The 20,793-nt window shown below is 65.5% G+C and carries 18 protein-coding genes and 1 pseudogene; 6 read left to right on the top strand and 13 right to left on the bottom strand.

Annotation, left to right across the window (positions count from 1 at the left end; genetic code table 11):
* Window positions 1–60 precede the first annotated feature (60 nt).
* The 12 genes and pseudogenes from BS38_RS27960 to BS38_RS0114265 all read right to left on the bottom strand — a co-directional run.
* A pseudogene (locus tag BS38_RS27960) lies at window positions 61–438 on the bottom strand (VanZ family protein); the annotation flags it as partial.
* Window positions 435–1,358: a DUF6492 family protein gene (locus BS38_RS25180; RefSeq protein WP_051628919.1), complete on the bottom strand. Its 924-nt coding sequence runs from the start codon at window positions 1,356–1,358 to the stop codon at window positions 435–437. The pseudogene BS38_RS27960 and the gene BS38_RS25180, both read right to left, overlap by 4 nt.
* Entirely contained in the window at window positions 1,355–2,575 is a 1,221-nt protein-coding gene (locus BS38_RS25175; RefSeq protein ID WP_197024952.1) for an acyltransferase family protein, read from the bottom strand. The genes BS38_RS25180 and BS38_RS25175 overlap by 4 nt, the downstream gene beginning before the upstream one ends.
* Entirely contained in the window at window positions 2,572–3,777 is a 1,206-nt protein-coding gene (locus BS38_RS0114305; protein ID WP_028271441.1) for a rhamnosyltransferase WsaF family glycosyltransferase, read from the bottom strand. The genes BS38_RS25175 and BS38_RS0114305 overlap by 4 nt, the downstream gene beginning before the upstream one ends.
* Window positions 3,774–4,907 carry a DegT/DnrJ/EryC1/StrS family aminotransferase gene (locus tag BS38_RS0114300; protein ID WP_043438733.1) on the bottom strand — a complete coding sequence of 378 codons (1,134 nt, stop codon included), beginning with the start codon at window positions 4,905–4,907 and terminating at the stop codon, window positions 3,774–3,776. Before BS38_RS0114300 ends, BS38_RS0114305 begins: the two co-directional genes overlap by 4 nt.
* Entirely contained in the window at window positions 4,904–6,427 is a 1,524-nt protein-coding gene (locus BS38_RS0114295) for a lipopolysaccharide biosynthesis protein (RefSeq protein WP_197024951.1), read from the bottom strand. Before BS38_RS0114295 ends, BS38_RS0114300 begins: the two co-directional genes overlap by 4 nt.
* Window positions 6,424–7,506, bottom strand: coding sequence for a glycosyltransferase family 2 protein (locus BS38_RS0114290; protein ID WP_051628917.1), 1,083 nt, complete (start codon window positions 7,504–7,506; stop codon window positions 6,424–6,426). The genes BS38_RS0114295 and BS38_RS0114290 overlap by 4 nt, the downstream gene beginning before the upstream one ends.
* On the bottom strand, window positions 7,506–8,153 hold the full coding sequence (locus tag BS38_RS0114285) for a NeuD/PglB/VioB family sugar acetyltransferase (protein ID WP_028271437.1): 648 nt from the start codon (window positions 8,151–8,153) through the stop codon (window positions 7,506–7,508). Before BS38_RS0114285 ends, BS38_RS0114290 begins: the two co-directional genes overlap by 1 nt.
* Entirely contained in the window at window positions 8,146–9,321 is a 1,176-nt protein-coding gene (locus BS38_RS0114280; RefSeq protein ID WP_028271436.1) for a DegT/DnrJ/EryC1/StrS family aminotransferase, read from the bottom strand. The genes BS38_RS0114285 and BS38_RS0114280 overlap by 8 nt, the downstream gene beginning before the upstream one ends.
* Window positions 9,318–10,313 (bottom strand): NAD-dependent epimerase/dehydratase family protein, encoded by a 996-nt coding sequence (locus BS38_RS0114275; protein WP_028271435.1) that lies wholly within the window; start codon window positions 10,311–10,313, stop codon window positions 9,318–9,320. The genes BS38_RS0114280 and BS38_RS0114275 overlap by 4 nt, the downstream gene beginning before the upstream one ends.
* Window positions 10,310–11,422, bottom strand: coding sequence for a Gfo/Idh/MocA family protein (locus BS38_RS0114270; RefSeq protein ID WP_028271434.1), 1,113 nt, complete (start codon window positions 11,420–11,422; stop codon window positions 10,310–10,312). The genes BS38_RS0114275 and BS38_RS0114270 overlap by 4 nt, the downstream gene beginning before the upstream one ends.
* A 15-nt stretch (window positions 11,423–11,437) precedes the next feature.
* Window positions 11,438–13,051 carry a sugar transferase gene (locus tag BS38_RS0114265; RefSeq protein ID WP_043438731.1) on the bottom strand — a complete coding sequence of 538 codons (1,614 nt, stop codon included), beginning with the start codon at window positions 13,049–13,051 and terminating at the stop codon, window positions 11,438–11,440.
* Window positions 13,052–13,477: 426 nt separating this feature from the next.
* On the opposite strand from BS38_RS0114265, the gene BS38_RS0114260 reads away from it, so the two are divergent.
* The 6 genes from BS38_RS0114260 (at window position 13,478) to BS38_RS0114235 (ending at window position 19,731) form a co-directional block, all read left to right on the top strand.
* Window positions 13,478–14,317 carry an ACT domain-containing protein gene (locus tag BS38_RS0114260; RefSeq protein ID WP_043438729.1) on the top strand — a complete coding sequence of 280 codons (840 nt, stop codon included), beginning with the start codon at window positions 13,478–13,480 and terminating at the stop codon, window positions 14,315–14,317.
* A gap of 264 nt (window positions 14,318–14,581) precedes the next feature.
* On the top strand, window positions 14,582–15,928 hold the full coding sequence (locus tag BS38_RS0114255) for an MFS transporter (protein WP_028271431.1): 1,347 nt from the start codon (window positions 14,582–14,584) through the stop codon (window positions 15,926–15,928).
* A gap of 105 nt (window positions 15,929–16,033) precedes the next feature.
* Window positions 16,034–16,717, top strand: coding sequence for a GntR family transcriptional regulator (locus tag BS38_RS0114250; RefSeq protein WP_028271430.1), 684 nt, complete (start codon window positions 16,034–16,036; stop codon window positions 16,715–16,717).
* Window positions 16,714–17,529 (top strand): aspartate/glutamate racemase family protein, encoded by an 816-nt coding sequence (locus BS38_RS0114245; protein WP_028271429.1) that lies wholly within the window; start codon window positions 16,714–16,716, stop codon window positions 17,527–17,529. The genes BS38_RS0114250 and BS38_RS0114245 overlap by 4 nt, the downstream gene beginning before the upstream one ends.
* Before the next feature lie 10 nt (window positions 17,530–17,539).
* The gene (locus BS38_RS0114240; RefSeq protein ID WP_028271428.1) at window positions 17,540–18,994 is read left to right on the top strand and encodes an amidohydrolase family protein; all 1,455 of its coding nucleotides are present in this window, start codon (window positions 17,540–17,542) and stop codon (window positions 18,992–18,994) included.
* An 8-nt stretch (window positions 18,995–19,002) separates the two neighbouring features.
* Entirely contained in the window at window positions 19,003–19,731 is a 729-nt protein-coding gene (locus BS38_RS0114235; RefSeq protein ID WP_028271427.1) for a maleate cis-trans isomerase family protein, read from the top strand.
* Between the two features lie 100 nt (window positions 19,732–19,831).
* Here the strand turns inward: BS38_RS0114235 and BS38_RS0114230 are convergent, their stop codons facing one another.
* Window positions 19,832–20,755, bottom strand: a complete 924-nt coding sequence (locus BS38_RS0114230) for a diacylglycerol/lipid kinase family protein (RefSeq protein ID WP_028271426.1) — start codon at window positions 20,753–20,755, stop codon at window positions 19,832–19,834.
* Window positions 20,756–20,793 lie beyond the last annotated feature (38 nt).

Genomic DNA, 20,793 nt, shown 5'->3' with positions numbered 1-20,793 from the left:
GGCCGGAGTCACTCGGGTCAAATTGCGCGGCGGGCGTGCTGGCACGGTGGCCAGCGCCCCGAGCAGTGCACCCAGCGTGTTGTTGGCCACATCCCTCAGCCCCGCATGGCGCTCGCTCAGCACCAAGAATTGGATGGTTTCCATCCCGGCGGAACAAACCAAGCCGACTGCGACCGCGAGCCACCACCGGCGTGCCGGCAAGAGCAATGCGACAAAAACTCCCAGCGGCACAAACAGAACGACGTTGGCGGCACTTTCCACGTGTCCATAGCGAATATCCGACGTTAGGTCATATTTCTGCAGTGCTGACAAGACCTCATTTACGAAAGTCACCAGGGGCCGGTCCACCGGCGTAGGCCAGAACCCTGTGCAGGCCAAGACTGTTGCGTACAGGGCCAGTAGCGTGAGCAGTATCCAGCGGCGCGCCGTCCCTTTCATCGATTGATCTCCGTCCGCAGCTCGTCCAGCACATGACGGGTGGTTGAATTTGATGTACCGGAGTTGGACTGGATCTGGACGGCGATATCTGAGCTCCCGAATCGCGCAATGAAGTCCTCCAGCCGGCCTCCCGTCAAAGGGCCGCCCTCCCAATAGCTGTGGCACAGGTTGGAAGGTTCGACGAAGGAGCGTTGCTGCTCGGTTCCAAAGTGCTGAACGTAAGTACCGTAAAGAATGAACTCACTGATGTGGAGCTGGGCTCCGACAGCCGTTGCCCACGGCGTTCCCGTAACTGCTTCAATCCGAGCCAGACAGCCGGTGAGCAGCTCGGGGTCCCACGTGACGATGCCAGCCACGTAATCCGGGCGGGCCCCGGGTTCCGGGGCCGGCAGCCCCAAGAGCTTGTGAGCGGTCCGTGTCCACAACACGTGACGGCCCATGTCATCCGTGACGGCATCCGGCTTTTCGTACAAACGCACCGTGCCGTCCTTGAAGAACAGATCCGTGGACATCGTCCGTAGGAGTTCAACGTCGGAGTCGATGATTACCACGGCCCCGCAGCCCAGTTGCCTTGCGGCAGACAGCTTCAGAATCTGTTGAAGGACCCACCCGCGAACAGGAGGCCACGGCCGGCGAAGATTCAGCGCGCTGAACCGCAACATAGCTGGCAGGATTCGAACCCGCTTGACCGCGGCGGCCAGTCCGGCGGTAGGAATAAACCCGTCTGGCAGGAAGTCGGCCTCAGCCCACACGCGCAGCCGGGGCGATGCCAATGAACGGAACAGCTCAAGGTCCCGGCGAGGGACAATCACGTGATGGACAACAGACTCCGCGGTGAATTCCAGCACCGATTGATGCAACCGGACAAAACGCTCGTAGTCGGGCCTGAACGATGGCGTAAGGATCGCGATCGTATTCATCGGACTGCCCCTTTCGTGTTGTGAGCGTCATCGACCCTGCTACCTCCGGTGCCGCGGCCACCCTGGTGGCGGACGGCTCGTTTGAGTGCCCTCGCCAACTGCGGGACGCTGCGGATTGTCAAGAACGGCCGTTCGCATGCGAGAAAGAACGCGTAGGCGGCCAAAAGGGAAGCCGGAATACCCACCGCCAGGAGGATCCAGAACGCCGGGGCACCGCTAAGGCCGGCGGGCTGCACAACATAGCGGCGTAATAGTTCAAGAGCCAGGGCGTGGACGAGGTAGATGCTGAAAGCGAATTCTCCGGTGAATGCCAGAGGCCGCGCGGCCAGTAGTCGGATCAGCCATGCCAAACGGCCCTGGGCTAGGGCGTTGAACAATGCGGCCGCGGCGCCGCCCACAACGAGATCCATCCAAAAATACTGCGAGACAACCCACACAGAACCAGCCAGCGTTGCGGCCGCGACGAATCCCAGAATCAGGACCGCCGCGAGGATGACGCTGGGAGTCGCCAAGAGTCCGCGCCGGGACAACCTCGCTGCGGCCGCGCCGGCCACAAACAGCACCAGGAACGCCGGCGTGAACCGGTCCAATGCACCGATTTCCGGAATGAACTGGCCCGCCACATGCTGAGCAATAGCCAGCAGAGCCACCGCGATCACGGCGACCGCTGTCCTGTACCGTCTGAAGCACAGAAGCACCAGCGGAAACAGAAAATAGATGTGCCATTCAACGGCGATTGACCAGAAAACCCCGTTCGGGGGCGTGCTTCCGATGGCGTCCTGCACCAGCAGAAAATGAACGAGGATGTCTCCCGCAGTCAGGGGGGTGCCAGTCGGGGAACTGATTAGACCGGTCAGGATCAACACAACAGAAATGGCTAGGGCAGCCCAGTATGGGGGGACTATTCGCCAGAATCGCCGGCCAAAAAACTTCCAGGCGCCATCCTTGAGACGCATTCCATGACTGGCTGGTGACAATGTCAACGAAAAACCGGAGACCACAATGAAGACCGAGACCGCCAGGTGACCATAGACCATCCAGTCAGTCAGCCAGGGACCGTTGTTTCCGGGGTAGCCCCCGTAGCTCAAAAGCCAACAGTGGTGGAGCACGACAAACACTGCGGCCAGGGCCCGGAGACCATCAAGCCATTCAACCCGTGCGGCGGGCGCAGTGGGGCCAACTGTCGGAACCGACGTAGCAGAGGTCAGATCTTTCACGAGGCCCCACCTGCAATAATTCGCGCGACCTCGGCCTGCGCCCCTGCCCAGCTTGGTCCCGTATGGGAGGCAGCGCGTATGGAGCGATCAGCCCGATGCGGATCCGTTACGACTGAGCCAAGCGCGCGGGCCAGCTGTGAAGGCGAGGGTGCCGCCCATACTGCTTCGGGGTTGGTCAGGACCTGACGGGAGAACTCGTGGTCATTGAGAACCGCTATATTTCCCGCGGCCAGCATCTCGGCAGCCACCAGGGTGATGTTGGTGAAGGAGAGGGCAAGGCCCGTAATGGTGCGGTTGTATAGCTCGTTCAGTCCGCGTGCGGTCAGCGTCCCGTGCTGGGTGAGGGGAATACCCCAACCCCGGACGCGGGAACCATAAATGTGGATCTCCTGGGCCGGGTGAAGGGCGTGAAACTCCTGCAGCGCCAGCCGCCCCAAGTCATAGCCGCGCCTGTCCGTGTCCGGGCGGGCAAAGAAGACGATGCCCGAGCGTTGCCGTGAACTGATCAAGCGGTAGGCAGACAAGTCGCTCCCAAAAGGGATGACTTCGGAGTCCACGCCTGCTTCGCGGCGCAAGGCGCCTGCGACGAACTGCCCTAATGCGATGTGTGTGAAACCGAAGCGGTAGCTGTCCTCAGCCAGGGCGTAAAGTGAGCCACGGGCGTAGAAGTATGGTTCGTAGTCCTGGATGAAGTAGAACGGCCTGGTCACAGAGCCCGCGGCTATCCGTGAAGCCAACACATGGGCGGTGTCCCAGGAACTGGCAACACAAGAATCAAAACTATCGAGATTGGCCGGGACTGCCTTGATATCGGCCTCTAACTCCGGCCAGTTGGCCCTGATCAGCGCCCGTTGCCTGTCCAGCTCTCCTCCGTGCCGGTCATACAACAGAACTGTGCAGCGGTGCCCGCGTTCTTCCATGCCCCGCACCATCCGGAAGAACGTCGTATGGCCGCCCGATCCGGCCCCCGGGGGCGTGCAGATCCATCCGATGGCTTGGGACTCAGCTAAGGGGGTTCGCTCTGAAGCACGCCCAACTGCCGGGCTGGCTATGTCACCGGCTTCCAATGGGAAGTCCAAGGAACGAAGGTCGAGTCGCTGCTCCAGGCTGTGGTAAACCCGGCGAACCGCTCGCTTGGATGTTTCCTTCAGCCCTCTAGCTCTGGCCCGCGCCAGCACTTCGCGAATATCGATGGCGCTCATCGATTTGCCCCTGTCATGGCATTCCGCAGGCTCGCCACGACGTGCTCCTGCTGACTGACGGTGATGTGCGGGTAGAGGGGCAGCGACAGGATCCGACGGGACGCCGCCTCGGCAACCGGAAAGCTGCCGGATTCCAGCCCCAGCTTCTGCCAAGCTTCAGTACGATGGACCGGGACCGGGTAGTGAACGCCGGTGGACACTCCCGACTGCTGCATGTCTGCCGCAACCCGGTCCCGGTTCTCAAGCCTGACGACGAAAAGGTGCCATACGTCCGAGTTCCCCGGTGCAGATCGGGGCAGCCGGACACCTTCCACATCCGCCAGCAGCTCCTGGTACCGCGCTGCAGCCTGGCAGCGCATTTCGTTCCAGGCATGGAGCCGCTTGAGTTTGGTCAACAGCACCGCGGCCTGGATGGTGTCCAGCCGCGAGTTGCACCCCATCACCTCGTGCTCGTATTTGCGTTCGCTGCCGTGCGCGCCAAGCAGCCGGACCAGGCGGGCGGCATCGTCGTCGTCGGTGATGACTGCACCGGCGTCACCTGCGGCACCAAGGTTCTTTCCCGGGTAGAAGCTGGTGGCCGCTATGTGGCCCAGCGTGCCCGCGGGCCGGCCGAACCGTGCCGCGCCCTGCGCCTGCGCGGCATCCTCAATGATCACCGCGCCGCACTCTTCGGCGATAGGGGTCAGCCGCTCCACAGGGGCAACCTGGCCAAAAAGATGCACAGGAAGGATGGCTGCGGTGCTGCCGGTCACGCGGCGCCGGACCGATTCCGGATCCAGCAGTAGATGCTCTTCGTCCACATCCGCAAGGACGGGCACGGCACCCACGCGTACTACAGCTTCCACACTCGCGATGAAAGTGTTCGCCGGGACGATCACTTCCTGCCCGGGCCGGACGCCTGCGCCCAATAGCGCGAGTTCCAGCGCATCCGTGCCGTTTCCGACGCCTATGCAGTGGCGGGCCCCGAGAAAATCAGCGTACTGCTGCTCGAACAGCTCAACCTCCTTCCCCCCAATGAAGGCGGCTCGCTGCAGGATGTCCTGCAACTGGGGGGCCAGTTCGTCGTGGATTTCCGCCTGCTGAGCGACGAGGTCCACCAAGGGGACTCGTATGTCCGTCGGAAAGGTCATGTTCCGCTCCTTAGTTTCAGTGACTCAGCGTCGCCAGCCTGTGCGTGGTTGCCCGCAGCGTTGGCGGCAGTAAGGGATTTCAGGCTGGCAAGCGATTGCATGGCATAACGACGAGTGAGAAGCACGTACAGCGCAAGTCCCGCGAACCCCCCGGCCACCACGGCGAGGAAGGGCTCGCGAACTGCTCCCGCCACCATCCATCCCAGCAGCCCGGACAGGGCGGCGGCAGCAGCCCTGGGCAGGCATACCAGCAGCATCGCGCCGATCCGTGCGCCCACTGTGCGGCGGACGACGAGGAAGTAGACCGGCAGCACGACAAACCAGATCACCGCTGCCTGGCCTGCGCCGACGCCCGCCAGGCCCCCGTACCGGGCCCCGGCCAGGAGTGCCGGGAGCAGCGTCACGAACCAAACCACCTGGACCCAGAACAGGCCCACTGTCCGCCCGGCTCCGACACACAGGTCAGCCAGCATCTCGGTGAGGATGCGGCCGGCCCCAAAAATGCCCAGTCCGATCATTGCTGCGGCCGCGGCGCTCCATGCCTCACCGTAGAGAACATGGATCAGCGGACCGGACAGACCGACCAGGAGAGCAGAGGCAGGAAGGGCCAGGTAGGCCACGGACCCGAATGCTGCAGGCGCGGCTCCGGCAAGCATGCCCGCTTTGTGGAGACGGCCGAACGTAGGAATGGCAACGGTACGGATCACGGCGGTAATGAGGCTGCTGGGCAGGCTCGCAAGGTTAAACGCCAAAAGGTAGACGCCCAGCTGCGCTGTGCCGAGGGTCCTGCCCACTATGACGTAGTCCAGGTTCAAGGTGGCAAAGACAACGAGGTTTGCCAGGGCCAGCGGCAGGCCCAGTCGGAGCACGTAGGCAGCCTCGGCGCGCCGGAACCCCGGCAGGAAACGCTGGGGCGTCACCCGCCAGTAGCCGATGGTCGTTAGCAGTTGCCCGCCAAGCCTCGACCAGGCCAAAGCGAATGCCCCCCAGCCGTCCAATGCCATCGGAATTGCTAGCGCGAGAGTGCACAGCGCACCCGCGATTTCCACGAGAGCCCGTGGCCGTTGGAGGTAGTTCCGCCAAACCATGGCGGCGGGCACTCCGGACAGGCCGGACAGGAGGATGGTGAAAGCCATGATCTGAACGACAGGTGCCGCAGAAGGATCACCCATTGCTCCTGCGAGTAAGGGTGCGCCGGCAAAGACCGCAGCCGTGATGGCGGCGCTCGTCACCAGGCCGATAGTGAAGATGGTTGGCGCAATCTCAGCTGGATCGCGGTCTGCACGCCCGAGTGCTGCTGTGGCACCCAGCTCCGTGACGTTCATGGCGATGGTCTGCACTACCAGGGCGATGGCGAGAACGCCGAAGTGTTCGGGAGCGAGGATTCGGGCAAGGAGCAGGGTGGTGACGAATTGCAGCACACGGCCTGAGCCGACTCCCACGGCGCCCCACAGAAGCCCGCCCCTGAGACCAGTCCTCACGGTCTCCAGGCCCGCCTCAGCCTTTTCTGGCGCGCTCACGATATGCCTGCTTTTCGCCAGATGGTCCAGCGGACCCTGTCCACCTGGCGCCGGTAGGCTTCGATCATGCCCTGGAAGCCGGTAGGCGCGGCACGCCGTCCGGCGCGGACCAGCCTGTACCGCAGCGCCCTGCCGCGCAGCGTGGACTCCGCCGACGGGCGGGCCAACGTGGCCACGTCCATGAGGGACAGGGACACGGAAACGGCGCCACCCGCGTCGAGGTTCCGTTCCGCCAGCAGGAGCGACTCCCGGCTGACTCCGTGCCGGGCCATCCTGTGCAACCGGGCAGCAGCAGGCAGTTCCGCTGCCAGTTCGGCGGTGGCCAGCACATTGAAGGCGTCCAGCCGATGCTTCAGGTCTACCTGCATGGTGTCGAAGCTGGTCAGGTGCATGTTGTGCCCGTGCACGCGGTAGTAGGCCTGTGCGGGGCCGTTGATCCGGCCGACATCCCAACGCGCGGCAGTCCTGACCCAGTATTCCAAGTCCCCGGAATGCGGCAGTTCGGCGTTGTACGGACCCACTTGGCGCAAGGCGTCGGTGCGCATGACGACTTCCGGGGAGAGGATGAAGCACCGCCCCCGCCAGCATGCCCACCGCAACCACTCCCCGCCGGGCCAGACGGTCCAGCTGCCTCGCCGGCCGGGAGCCGGGATATCGGGCACGCCCTCGTCGTCGTTGAATTCCACGGGCATCCCGTAAACCATGCCTACTCCCGGATGCGCCTTCATCAAGTCCGTGGCCCGCCCCAGCGCACCGGGCGCCAGCAGGTCATCTGCAGAAACGAGTGCCACGAATTCCGTCTCTACGCGCGCCAGGCCGTCGTTGTACGTGGCGATGTGGCCCTGGTTCACTTCATGGCACACGACAGTTATGCGCGGATCCGCGGCGGCCAGCATGCGGGCAACCTCAGCCGACCCGTCCGGAGAGGCGTCGTCCACGATGATCACCCTGGTTGAAACGCGTTCCTGGGACAGCGCGCTGTGCACGACGTCAGCCAGGAAATGCCCGTAGTTGTAGCAGGGCACCACTACGGTGACCCCTGAGGTACCGGCAAACTGGACGGGTTTGGCGCTACGCATCAGGCCACCGCCATTGCGCGTTTGACGGCCCGCGCCGGAACACCGACCCAGGTTTCTCCGGCCGGAACGTCGGCCAGGACGACGGCCCCCATGCCCACCGTGGCACCGGCGCCGACGGCCGTCCGCTCCCGCACGCAGGAGTTCATGCCGAGATACGCGGCCCGCCCCACCCGGACGCCTCCGCCGAGCGAAACGCCGGCCGCAAACGTGGCAAAATCCTCCACCACATCGTCATGGGTGAGGGTCACTCCGGGCATCACCACCACGTGGTTTCCGATGGTGACGTCGGCCGTCAGGGTGACATGGCCCAGCAGGATGTTGCCGTGGCCGATCCGGCATCCCTCCGGCAGCCGGACCGAGGCGTCAACCACTGTGGCGTACCGCCGGTCGGGGAACCCGAGCCCGGCCAGCCTTTCCACTATCCCGGCCCGCCCGCCGCCTGCTCCGACGCAGACCACCACCTTCGCGTCCGGGTAGTTGAGCGCGTCGCTGACCGGTCCCAGGATGTGCGAGCCGTCCATCGTGGTGCCCGCCCTGCCCGGGTCGTCGTCGAGGATGCCCACAACATCGAACTGGCCGCTGTCGCGCACTGTGGCTAGGACTTCGCGGGCGAGCCCGCTGGCTGCGATGAGAATCAGGTCAGCCACGGTTTCCCTCCCCGCTTGCCAGCCGGATGGACCGCAGCACCCGGGACTGCTCGCCCGGCGTCAGCTGGTGGTACACGGGCAGGATCAGGGTGTTGTCCGTCAGGCGTTCGGTGACGGACAAGTCGGCGTCTCCGGTGTCCCGGCCCGCGTAGGCAGGCTGCCGGTGCGCGGCCATGATTCCGCGGCGGGCGGAGATCCCGTCGCGTGCCATGCGCTCCAGCAGTTCCTCGCGGTTCAGGGGGAAAGAAGGCAAAACCTCCACCCAGAAGGACTGGAAATTGCTTGTGCCGTAGGCGGGGTCGCGGACCAGCCGCAAACCCTCAACGCTTGCCAGGCCGGACTGGTACCCGGCCACTATTTCGCGGCGCCGGGCCACAGCCTCGGCCAGCCGGCCCAGCTGGACCAGTCCCACCGCGGCCTGCATGTCAGTCATCCGGAAGTTGAATCCGGCTTCCAGGTACTCCTCCGCCGGGGCCAGGAGGGCAGCATGGCGGTCGTTGGCCGAGACGCTCATGGCATGTTCACGCAGCCTTCGCGCACGGCCCGCCCACTCGGCGTTCCGGGTGGTCAACATGCCACCCTCACCAGTGGTCAGGATCTTGCGCGGGTGGAAGGACCACGCCGCTAAATCGGCGCCGGCGCCGACGGGACGGCCCTGGTACGTGGAGCCCGCACCGCAGGCTGAATCCTCCACCACCGTGATGCCGAGTGGGTCGCACAGCGCCCGGATCGGATCCAGATCCACCGGCATTCCACCTTGGTCCACCACGATCACAGCTTTTGTGGCCGGCGTCAGGGCGGCGGCGACAGTCTGTGCCGAGACGTTGCCGGTTTCCTCGTCAACGTCGCAGAACACCGTCCGCGCTCCCACATAGCCGGCAGCGTTGGCGGTGGCAATGAAGGAGAAGGACGGCACCACCACGTCGTCGCCCGGACCGAGGCCCGCCACCTTCAGCGCCAGGTGCAGGGCAGTGGTGCAGTTGGAAACCGCGACAGCGTACATCGCCTCCTGCGTGGCGGCGAAGGCCTCCTCGAACTGCACCACCCGGGGCCCCTGGGCCACCCAGCCGGAGGCAATCACCTCAGCGACCGCCTCCGCTTCCTCGATGCCAAGCCAAGGCTTCATCACGTTGATCCGGCTCACGGCCTGATCCTGGCTGACGGTCACCGCACGCCTCCCACCCGGGCGGCGGCAATCTCGCCGCGCAGCGGACGCCACCAGTCCACGAGTTCCCGGAGCCCCTCCTCAAGTCCTGTTTCAGCCGCGAAACCGAGGTCCAGCCGGGCAGCGGAGGTGTCGGCAAGGCGTCGGACAACACCGTTGATGGCGCGGTCCGGGCCGTGCTCCACCTGCAGGTCGGAGTCCATGGCCCTCAACAGTGCTTGGGCAAGTTCCAGCAGGCTGGTCTCTTCACCGCTGGCCACGTTGTAGACGCCCTCGCGGACTCCGCTACCGGCAGCCAGGATGTTGGCGCGGGCGACGTCCCTGGTGTGGATGAAATCCATGGTCTGCCGTCCGTCCCCGAAAATCAGCGGCGGCTGCCCGTCCGCAGTGCGCTCCATCCAGCGGACCAGCACCTCCGTGTAGAGGCCATGGACGTCCATCCGGGGTCCGTAGACGTTGAAGTAACGCAGCAGGACATAGTCCAGGCCTGTCATGGCCCGGAAGCTGCGGGCCATTCCCTCGTTGAAGGACTTCGCGGCGCCGTAGAACGTGTCGTTGTTGTGGTGGTGGTGGCGCTCGGTGGTGGGGAAATCCTCTGCCATCCCGTAGACCGATGCGCTGGATGCTGCCACCAGCTTGCCCACACCGTGCTCGGCTGCCGCTTCAAACACATTGAATGTGCCGTCAACCAGCACTTCGAGGGCCAGCCGCGGCTCCTCCGCGCACTGCGTGATCCGGATGGCCGCCTGATGGAAGACGATGTCTTTGCCGCGGGTGAGGTCATGGACCAGGTCCCGGTCGCGCAGGTCCCCTTCGACGAGTTCGATCCTGCCCGTGGCAGCTGCCTCGTCGAGATTGGCGCGGCGGCCGCGGACCAGGTTGTCCAGGACGGTTATCCGCTCAACTCCTGCGGCGATCAGATGGTCGACAACAGTGGATCCGATGGTGCCGGCCCCGCCTGTGACCAGGACCCGTGCGCCCTGCAGCATGCTCATCGCCGTCCCTCCAGCTGGGTTTCGTTTCCCGTGACGGGGACGGACTGTCCGTCGCCGCTGAGGCTGCGGCTTACCGCTTCCAGTACCGACAGCACCCGAAGGCCGGATGCCCCGCTGGTCCGCGCCGGCCGGTGATGCCAGATGCTGCTGGCAAATTCCGCCACCATCTGGCCAAGGGCCTCATGTTCCGGCAGCGCGGGGGACCAGGTGTCGCCCAACCGGTAGGAAATGGCGAAGGCCTTCTTCTCAGCGGGAGAACGGTATTTCCGGTCCAGACTGACGCCGCGGTCGTACACGCTCAGCCGTTGCTGTGGATTCAGGTCATCCCAGACGAGCGTCCGTTGCGAGCCGCCCACCACCATCTGGCGGATCTTGGTGGGGCTGAGCCAGTTCACGTGCACGTGCGCCATGGCATCGTTCGGCAGGGCAAACGTTAGGTGCCCCACGCAGTCCCGCCCGGTGCCAAGCGGATCCGCGCCGTGGGCCGCCACTTCCGCCGGACGGAGGCCGCCCGGCAGGATGAAGTCGATGATGGCAAGATCGTGCGGAGCAAGGTCCCAGAAAACGTCCACGTCGGGCTGTACCAGACCCAGGTTGATCCGCACCGAGTCGATGAACAGGATCTCGCCCAGGGATCCGTCGGCAATCAGTTCACGAATCTTCAGCACCGCGGGGGTGTAGCAATAGGTATGATCGGCCATCAGGACCAGCCCGCGGTTCTCCGCTTCTTCAACCATCTCCACGCCTTTGGCCCTGCTGTCGGCCAGGGGCTTTTCCACCAGCACGTGCTTTCCGGCCCGCAGTGCTGTCAGGGCGATGCCATGGTGGGTGTGCGCCGGCGTGGCAATGGCCACCGCATCGACGTCGACCGTATCCAGCAGCTCGTCGATGGACTCGCAGACGGGAACGCCGCCGTTCGCTGCCGCGAGCTTGACGGCGCGGTCGCGGTCCATATCCACGATCGCGGCCAGTTTCCAGTCGGGGCTCGCGTTGAAATTCCGGGCGAGGTTAGGCCCCCAGTAGCCGGCTCCGATAACGGCTGCCCGCAGCGGTGCGGCGGATGCCATAAGGTCAAGGTCCCGACGGTAGGACTCCTGTGACGATTCCATATCTGTCCCCTCCACTTAATACGCGCCCGCAGGCATGCACATTGCTTTGAAGGTCCGCCACATGATGATGACGTCCCCCATGATCGACCAGTTTTCGACGTAGTAGAGATCGAGCCGCACTGCCTCATCCCAAGGCAGGTCCGAGCGGCCGTTGACCTGCCAGAGGCCGGTGATTCCGGGCTTGATGAGCAGCCGCCGGTGGGTGTGCCGTTCGTAGGCCTCCACTTCGCGCTGCAGCGGGGGCCGGGGTCCCACCAGGCTCATTTCGCCGGTGAGGACATTCCAGAACTGGGGCAGCTCATCAAGTGAGTAGCGGCGCATCCAGCGCCCGCAGCTGGTCACCCGCGGGTCGTTCTGCATTTTGAACAGCACGCCGGCCCCTTCGTTGCGTGCCATCAGGGCGGCGAGCGACGCCTCAGCGTCGGTCACCATGGAACGGAACTTGATCATCCGGAACGGCCGGCCGGCCTTGCCGACGCGCTCCTGTTTGAAGAACACCGGTCCCGGACCGCTGCGCTTGACGATGACCGCAAGGACCAGGAACAGCGGCGAGAGCAGGACCAGGGCCACCGAGGCGCCCGCGATGTCCAGCAGCCGCTTGAGGACATGCTTGCCGCCGCTGTACTGCGGGACGTCCACGTGCATCAGCGGCAGGCCCTCCACAGGCCGCCAGTGAATCCGCGGCCCGGCCACGTTGGTCAGCGTGGACGCGAGCACGAGTTCGGCGGAGTGCTCCTCCAGCCGCCAGCCCAGCTCCCGGATGTACTGGTTGCCTCCCGGCACCGGGCCCGCCACAATAACGGCCTCGGCTCCGCACTTTCCCACTGTCCGGACAACGTCATCGGTGGAGGACAGCACGGGAACACGGTGCCCGTCGACGTCGAGCGTCATCCCCCGCCGGGCTCCCGGGAGGGACACCCCCAGGATTTCGTAGGCCGCACCGGTCTTCTTGGCGATCCGCCCCAATACGTAGCGGACATCCTCGGGCTGGCCAATGACTACTGCCTTTACCAGGAACTGGCCGTCGGCCTGTTTCCGGTTGTACCAGCGGCGGGTGAACCACCGGTTCCCCACAAGAGCCAGGACACCCAGGGGAAACGACGCGACGTAGAAGGCCCAGGCGGGCTCCAGCCGAAACACCACCAGGAACACTGCCAGCACGCCAAAGACCCGGGTGGTGGCAACGGCAACGCGTTTGTATTCACTGGAACCGACGCCAAGGACCTTCGGGTCCCGTGTCCGATAGAAATGGAGGGCCCCGGTCCATAACACCACGAGGCCTGCGGCCAGCACCGCACCCACAGCGTTGTCCCGGCTTTCCGCAAAGGAGTGGCCGCCGTCGAACCGGATCACGTATCCGATCAGCACCGAAAGAACTACTACCAGGGAGTCGGTCATGCGGAGGAAGCGGGCCAGGAAACGGGCCCATTCGCGGCCGGAAAGCTTGCGTTCTGCCGGTTGCCCTGCCGGGCTTCCGGGGGAACGCCCGACGACGGCGGATCCGGCGGAGGCAGCGGAACCGGCGGGGGATCCGACGGCGCCACGCGGCGGACTGGCGACGGTCCCGGAACTTCCCCCGGGCCCGAGGAATTTCATGACGAACGGGCTGGTCTTGCCCAGTTGACTCATTTCGGCCCCCACACATTTATGGAGGACGAGCGCGATACGCGAGCAGACGACGTCGCCACTGCCTATCCCCCCGACCATTGGTAGGCGGCACCGGATGATGCCTTCCCCAATAAAAGCCGTGGGCCTGTGTCCCCGTCACGAGGGCCACCTACCCGGCTTTGCCCACATGGCGTCGGGGCCATGGACGGGTATTACTCGGACGGATAGCGGCTTGTTAGGTGATGGCGCCGGGAACTACGTGACGCCTCATGACCCGGGACACCCGGGCCTACCTGCGGGCGAGCCGCCGTCCAGGGTCCGGCGGCCCCGCCGGACCTCCCTCCTCCGGCCGGAGCAAGTACTCGGAAAACCGCGCCGTTTCAAGGATGTTGGCGTTCGTGACGCGGTTGCAACGCCGCGGAAACAGGGCCCGGACAAGATGTGAGTATGAAGCGCAAGGCACAGTCACCCGAATCGGCCGACTTGAGCTGCGAAGTTTGCGGACAGATGCCGGAACCCACAAAAACCCGGTTGACCCTGGCGAACATCGCCGTCATGCTGCCGATTGAGCTCCTTGTCCATGCCGCCGTGGTGGAAACGCACCTCCCGTACGTGGCCAAAGTCCTCGTCCTCACCCTGACTGCCACAGTCCTGGTGATCTGGGTGGCTGAGCCTTCCGCGGCCAGGATGCTGAGGAACTGGCTGCACGCTCCTGCCCTCCGGCACCGCAAGCGGCTGAACACTGCACCGGCCCTGTGGCGCGCACGCACAGTGCTGCGCGACGAGCCAGGGTCGCTTCAAAAGATCACGGAGGCCTTGGCCCGGCTGGACACCAACATCCTCAGCATCCACCTCCATCCGGTGCCAGGCGGCGTCATGGACGAGTTCGTCCTGTCCGCACCGGGGCACCTTGGCGAGCGGGAGATTCTCGAGGCACTGCGCGACGGCGGCGGGAGGCACTCCCACCTCTGGCCCACCACGGCCCTTGCCATGGCGGACGGCCAGACCAAGGCGCTGAGCCTTGCCGCGCGGATTGCCGGCAACCCGGATGAGCTCCCACTGGCGGTCGCCGAGCTGCTTTCGGCGAGGATCGTACCCGTGACCGCGGAGGGCCGCGAAGAAACCCCGGCCGTTGCCGACGACGGGACAGTACTTAAGATCCCGACGGCCTGGCACGGTCCCATCACCTTTTACCGCCCGGGTGAGCCCTTTACGCCCGCAGAATCGGCGCGGGCGCACCGGCTGGCTGAGCTGGCCGAGATCCTGGCGCATAGCGACAGCCGGTAGCTGCCCGCAGTCACAATCGGTAAATAGGCTGCCCGGCGGGCATTGCCGAAAAAACCCTTGACAGTGGCAGGGGTCACTTCTATCTTTAATTTTGGGATCCCAAAATGGGATCCCAAAAGTGACCACTCTCCCGGACCTCTGGCCATCCGCATCGCGGACCCAAGATCAGGCCCGGACAGTACGGCCGCCGCCCGATCAGGCCCCGGCCAGCCACAGCACCAGAGTCTTTCCCCTGCCCGCAATCTTCCCCGTGAAGGAGAAGCTGTGTCCCTCCCCAGTACCGAAACCGACCCAACAGTCCAGTCCCCCGAAGGCCAGACCGGCAAGGACGGCGTGCAACGGCGCACCAACGTCCGCTGGAAACTCTTCCTGCTGCTCCTCGTCCTCGTCGCCGTCAACTACATCGACCGGGGCTCCATCTCCGTGGCGCTCCCCATCATCCAGAAGGAATTCAACCTCGCCCCTGAGCTGGTGGGCCTCCTGCTCTCGGCCTTCTTCTGGACCTACGCCCTCATGCAGATCCCTGTCGGCCTGCTGATCGACAAGTTCGGCCCGCGCAAGGTCATGACAGCCTCCTGCGTCGGCTGGGGCGCCGCAACGGCCGCCTCAGGCATGGCCGGCGGCTTCCTGAGCATGTTCATCGCCCGGCTTGGCATCGGCATCACCGAAGCAGGGGTCATGCCCGCCGGCGGCAAGCTCAATGCCATCTGGATGCACAAATCGGAACGCGGCCGCGGCGCCACCATCCTCGACGCCGGAGCTCCCCTCGGCGCCGGGCTGGGCGGCATCCTCATCGCCGGATTGATCGCCGCCACCGGCAGCTGGCGCAGTTCCTTCGTCATCGCCGGTGCCGCCACCGTGCTTATGGGCCTCGCCGTCTGGTGGTATGTCCGGGACAACCCTCGCCAGCACCGCGGCGTCAACGCAGCCGAGGCCGAATACATCGAGGCCTCCCATGCAGCAGAGGATGCCGAGGCCGAACTGGACGGCAGCAAGGGCAAACGCGCCCTGCTCCCCTACCTGAAGTTCCGCTCCTTCTGGGCCATGTGCTTCGGCTGGCTGGGCTTCAACGGCGTGTTCTACGGCCTGCTGACCTGGGGCCCGCTCTACCTTGCCCAGGCAAAGGGCTTCGACCTGAAGACCATCGGCTGGTCCACCTTCGTGATCTTCGGAGCCGGCTTCGTCGGCGAGATCCTCGGCGGCACCCTCGCCGACAAATGGCGGGCAGCCGGCGCCTCGGCCAACCGCGTCATGCGCACCCTGCTGGGAATCTCCAGCGTCGTAGTGGTGGGCGGCCTCATCGGGGTGACCGTCGTGGCGGACCCGACCACCGCCGTCGTACTCCTCTCCGTGGTGATGTTCTTCCTCCGCTGGGTGGGCCTCTTCTGGAGCATCCCGTCCATCCTGGGCGGCCGGACCAACGCCGGTGTGCTGGGCGGCGCGATGAACTTCAGCGGAAACATCTCCGGCTTCGTCACTCCCATTGCCGTCGGCCTGATCGTGGGCGCCACCGGCTCCTACACGTGGGCACTGCTGTACTTCGTGGGATCCGCCATCATCATGGGCGTGTCCGTCCTGATGCTGGACTACAACAAGCGGCTCCCTGTCTAAGCGGCCGGCACACGACCCTGGGCACGCAGCCCTAAGCTAGGCACCGCAGCACCTCTCCCGGCGCCGGGAGCGCACCACCCGTCACGAAAACCCGAATGGAGCACCATGCTTACCGCAGAAGAAACCCAGGACAAGGACCGCCCCCTTCGCGAGACTGTCCGGGACACGCTCCGCACGCGGATTTTCGAAGGGCATTACGCTCCCGGCACCCGGCTGGTTGAACGAGACCTTGCAGCCGAGTTCAACGTGTCGCGGCTGCCGGTCCGGGAGGCGCTGCGGATGCTGCGCCAGGAAGGCCTCCTCAGCGACCGGGGAGCCCGCGGCGCCGAGGTCAGTTCGCTCAGCCCCAAGGACGTGGAGGATCTCTTCGACGTCCGCCAGTCGCTGGAGGTGCTGGCCTGCCGGCTGGCCGCCGTCCGCGCAACACCGGATGACCTGGCCTACCTTGACGGACTGCTGGACGATGCCCAACGATGCCTCGCCAAAGGCGCCGTCATGGAGGCGCACCGGGCCAACAGTGAATTCCACGACGCCATCACCCGGATCGCGGACAACGGCTTCCTCAAGTCAGCCCTGGAACCCCTGCAGGGCCGCATGCACTGGCTGTTCCGGCACGTCAGCGACCTGCCCGAACTGATCCAGGAACACCGGGAGCTCTATGGCGCCATCGCCAGCGGCGACCCCGACCGCGCCGCCGCCCAATCGGCGTCGCACATCGGCAAATACCGCGAACAGTTCCCCGACGACTTCCAGAAAACAGAACCCGCCCTTCACCGGAAGAAAAAATGAAACTCCTTGTCATCAACCCCAACATCAGCGACGACGTCACGGCGCTGATCGAATCGGAAGCCCTGCGCTCCGCCTCACCGGGCACCGAACTGGTGGTCCGCACCGCCGGGCACGGCGTCGAATACATCGAAACCCGCTTCGAATCCCTGATCGCCGCCGGCGCCGTGGCCGAGGTGATGGCCGAATACACCGGAAAGGTGGACGGCGCACCTATCGACGGCGCACCCATCGACGGCGTCGTTGTCGCGGCCTTCGGCGACCCGGGCATGCCCGCACTGAAGGAACTCACGGACGTCCCCGTCATCGGCATCACCGAGGCCGCGCTGTGCGCCGCCGCCCTGCAGGGCCACCGCTTTTCCATCATTGCCATCTCGGACCGGATCCGGCCCTGGTACCGCGACTGCGTGGAGCGCTTCGGCCTCGGCGGCCGGCTGGCCTCCATCCGCTCCATCAACGAAAGCCTTAACGGCATCGGTTCCGTACAGCAGGACTTCAAGGAAACGCTGCTGGCGCTCAGCCGCCAGGCCGTCACCGAGGACGGGGCCGACGTCGTCATCCTCGCAGGTGCGCCCCTCGCCGGCCTGGCCCGCGAACTCCGGGGACAGATCCCGGTTCCGGTGGTGGACGGCATCTCCGCCGGCATCCGCATGGCGGAGGCCGTCGTCGGACTGCAGTCCGGACCGCACCGCGCCGGCGCCTTCGCGCCGCCACCGCTCAAGGCCCGCAAGGGCCTCTCCGAAAACCTCGACGCCGCCCTGGCCGCCGCACAGTCGGCACACACCGCGGCAACAAACGCCGCTTCAACGAACTAGGAGGACAATGATGTCCCGCACTCCAGACCTCGTCATCGCCCACGGCACCGTGGTCAACAGCTTCGGCCGCAGGAACGCCCACGTGGTGGTCCGCGACGGCCGCATCGACCAACTCATCGACGCGACCGAACCCGTCCCCGCCGCTGCCCGGACCATCGACGCCACCGGCCGGCTGGTGGTTCCCGGCGGCGTGGACGGCCATTGCCACGTGGCCCAGGTAACCGGACGCTTCCGGACCCTGGACGACTACCGCACCACCTCCACGGCAGCACTCTGGGGCGGCACCACCACAATCATTGACTTCGGCATTCCCCGCGACGCCCAGGAAACCCCGCTGGCGGCCGTGCTCCACAAGAAGGAACTGGCGTTGGAATCCCGCTGCGACGTCGCCCTGCACGGTGCCGTTGTCAGCTGGGATGAGACCGTGCCCTGGCAGCTGGAGCAGCTGGCAGCCGAAGGTGTCCGCTCGGTGAAGATGTACACCACCAACCGCGGCACCACCATGGCGGACGGGGACACCATCCTGAAGGTCATGCGCGAGATGGTCCGGCTGGACGGCCTGACTTACATCCACGCCGAACACGACCCCATCATCAGCGACTGCACGCAGCAGCACGCCGACGACGGCCGGATCGGCATCGAGCACCTGCACCGGACCCGCCCTGAGCTGGCCGAGGAAATCTCGGTCAAGGAAACCCTGGCAATGGCCGAGTACACCAAAGCCCCCGTGTACTTCGTTCACCAGTCAACCCCGGGCGCCGTCGATCTGGTCACCGAGGCCCGTGCCCGCGGCCAGGAGGCCTACTCCGAGACGTGCCCGCACTACCTGACGCTCGATGACACCGTCTACGGGTCCGCATTCCCGGAGTGGTACGCCTGCTGCCCGCCCATGCGCAGCCCCGAAACCGTCGCCGCCCTCAAGGAACGGCTCGCCGACGGCGCCATCCACACCGTCTCCTCGGACCACTCCTGCTATGACCTGTCGCAGAAGCGTGAACGTACGGACGACGTCCGCGCCATGCCGCACGGCCTTCCGGGGGTGGAAACCCGGATGCCCGTCACCTTCACAGCCATGGCTTCAGCCGGCAGCTCGGTGGAGGCCTTCGTGGAAGTTTTCTCCGCAGGCCCGGCACGCATCAACGCGGTCCCCGGCAAGGGGACCGTCGCCGAGGGCTTCGACGCTGACCTGGTGGTCTTCGACCCCGCCGAAGAACGGACGGTCGACGGCGGTGCGCTGCACATGGGCACTGATTTCTCGCCGTTCGACGGCCGCACGCTCACCGGCTGGCCCGCCGTCGTGGTGTCCGCCGGACGGGTGGTTCTCGACGCTGACGGCTTCCACGATCCAGGCGCCGTGGGGCGTTTCGTGGCCCGCAACGGCTTCCGCGAGCACCTCTCGTCCGGTGCGGGTGCCGCCGCGGATTCGGCCGCAGCCACTCCCGCAACCCTCTCCGCAGCAAAGTAGGAGCCACCATGCCATCCGCAGCACGCAAGACCCGCATCGGCATGATCGTGCCGTCCTCCAACACCTGCCTGGAGCCGCAGAGCTACCGGATCCTCGGCGGCCGGGACGACGTCACCATCCACTTCACCCGGATCCCCGTCACCAGGATCGCCCTCGACGACTCTTCAGACAAGCAGTTTGATCCCGCTGTGATGCGCGCCGCCGCCGAGCTGCTGGCAACGGCAGACGTTGATGTCATCGCCTGGAACGGCACGTCCGGTTCCTGGCTCGGCGCGGACCACGACCGCGAGCTAGTCGGGGAAATCATGGACGCGACGGGCATCCCGGCCACCACGTCCACGCTCGCCTACCTGGCCGCATTCGAGTCCTTCGGCACGGAACGGATCAGTCTCTTCACGCCGTACACGGAGGACGTCAACCGCGCGATCATGGCCTCCTACGAGGCGGACGGCATCAAGACCATCGGCCACCGGGCCCTGGGGCTGAGCGACAACGAGTCGTTCGCCCGGGTCACGGACGATGAGATGCGGCCCGGATCACTGGAGCTGGCCGCAGCCCGCCCGGATGCACTGATCTACCTCTGCACCAACCTGTACGGCGCCAATATCGCCGCGGAAGTGGAGGCAGAAACCGGCGTTCCGGTGCTGGACTCCGTTGCCGTGACGCTGTGGCACTGCCTCAAACTTGCCGGGTCCCCCTTGCTCGCACCGAGGTGGGGCAGGCTGCTGGCGGACTGATTCAGTCAGCCAGAAAGCAGCCCAGGCAAGAACCGACGGCGGCCCCGCCCACTGGGAGCGGGCCGCCGTCGAACCTTTTGTGTCTGTTGTGCGCCTCCGGCTAGGCGTCGGCCGGCGCGTTCATTCGGACGGTCAGCGCACCGGGAAGCATGGTCATGTTGACGTACTTGGTGTCGCCCTCGTGATCGCCGTCGAGCTGGTAGTCGTCGGCATGTTCAAACGTGATTTCGACAGTTTTTCCCTGGAAGAACTCCACGGACGTGTCACGGCCTTTGCCCTTGCCGATCATGCCGGCCACAACGGAGAACCAGCCGAGCTTGCCCCGGGGCGCCAGGACCACCACGTCCAGCAGGCCGTCGTCCACCTTCGCGTCGGGGAAGATTTCCAGGCCGCCCTGGACCTTGCCGCAGTTTCCCACCATGACGCTGCGGACCCGGCGGTGTGCCACCGACTTTCCGTCGATGACGATGTTTGCCTTGACCGGTTTTCCCGGAAGGTTCCGGATCCCCGCGTCCACATAGGCCAGCCAGCCCACTTTGTCCTTCAGGTCCTCGTTGGTGTCCGCCATGATGGTGGCGTCATAGCCCATGCCCGCCATCACCAGGAAGAGCTGCTCCTTCTCCGGATCGCTCCGGACTGCCTGGACAACGTCGATCTTGCGGTCCTCGCCCGTCAGGGCACCCGCCATCGCGCCCTCGATGTCGGTGACGTCCATCCCGAGGTTGCGCGCCAGCAGATTGCCGGTGCCCAGCGGCAGCAGCCCCATCGGGGTGTCCGTGCCCGAAAGGACCTCAGCCACGCACCGCACGGTGCCGTCGCCGCCGGCAGCAATAACGACGTCGGCGCCCCGCTCAAGCGCTTCCTTCGCCTGCCCGACGCCCGGGTCCTCCTTGGTGGTTTCGATCCACAGGGGTTCATCCCAGCCGGCGTCTGCGCAGTGTTTGGCCATCAGGCCCCGGACATCAAAGTCCACCGGCTTGGCGGGATTGATGATGATGGCGGCGCGTTTGTTTTCCTGGGTCATGGCATCCTTCACAGGCAAATGGTCGGGGGTTCTCCCAA

The organism is Arthrobacter sp. UNC362MFTsu5.1 (assembly GCF_000685965.1).
Lineage (GTDB): Bacteria > Actinomycetota > Actinomycetes > Actinomycetales > Micrococcaceae > Arthrobacter.
This window is presented reverse-complemented; position numbering and strand designations above follow the sequence as displayed.

Excerpts from the sequence above, each read along its gene's own strand:
- BS38_RS25180 (WP_051628919.1), bottom strand. The coding sequence starts at position 1,358 with ATGAATACGATCGCGATCCTTACGCCATCGTTCAGGCCCGACTACGAG.
- BS38_RS0114305 (WP_028271441.1), bottom strand. The coding sequence starts at position 3,777 with ATGAGCGCCATCGATATTCGCGAAGTGCTGGCGCGGGCCAGAGCTAGA.
- BS38_RS0114300 (WP_043438733.1), bottom strand. The coding sequence starts at position 4,907 with ATGACCTTTCCGACGGACATACGAGTCCCCTTGGTGGACCTCGTCGCT.
- BS38_RS0114290 (WP_051628917.1), bottom strand. The coding sequence starts at position 7,506 with ATGCGTAGCGCCAAACCCGTCCAGTTTGCCGGTACCTCAGGGGTCACC.
- BS38_RS0114275 (WP_028271435.1), bottom strand. The coding sequence starts at position 10,313 with ATGAGCATGCTGCAGGGCGCACGGGTCCTGGTCACAGGCGGGGCCGGC.
- BS38_RS0114270 (WP_028271434.1), bottom strand. The coding sequence starts at position 11,422 with ATGGAATCGTCACAGGAGTCCTACCGTCGGGACCTTGACCTTATGGCA.
- BS38_RS0114265 (WP_043438731.1), bottom strand. The coding sequence starts at position 13,051 with ATGAGTCAACTGGGCAAGACCAGCCCGTTCGTCATGAAATTCCTCGGG.
- BS38_RS0114260 (WP_043438729.1), top strand. The coding sequence starts at position 13,478 with ATGAAGCGCAAGGCACAGTCACCCGAATCGGCCGACTTGAGCTGCGAA.
- BS38_RS0114250 (WP_028271430.1), top strand. The coding sequence starts at position 16,034 with ATGCTTACCGCAGAAGAAACCCAGGACAAGGACCGCCCCCTTCGCGAG.
- BS38_RS0114245 (WP_028271429.1), top strand. The coding sequence starts at position 16,714 with ATGAAACTCCTTGTCATCAACCCCAACATCAGCGACGACGTCACGGCG.
- BS38_RS0114240 (WP_028271428.1), top strand. The coding sequence starts at position 17,540 with ATGTCCCGCACTCCAGACCTCGTCATCGCCCACGGCACCGTGGTCAAC.
- BS38_RS0114235 (WP_028271427.1), top strand. The coding sequence starts at position 19,003 with ATGCCATCCGCAGCACGCAAGACCCGCATCGGCATGATCGTGCCGTCC.
- BS38_RS0114230 (WP_028271426.1), bottom strand. The coding sequence starts at position 20,755 with ATGACCCAGGAAAACAAACGCGCCGCCATCATCATCAATCCCGCCAAG.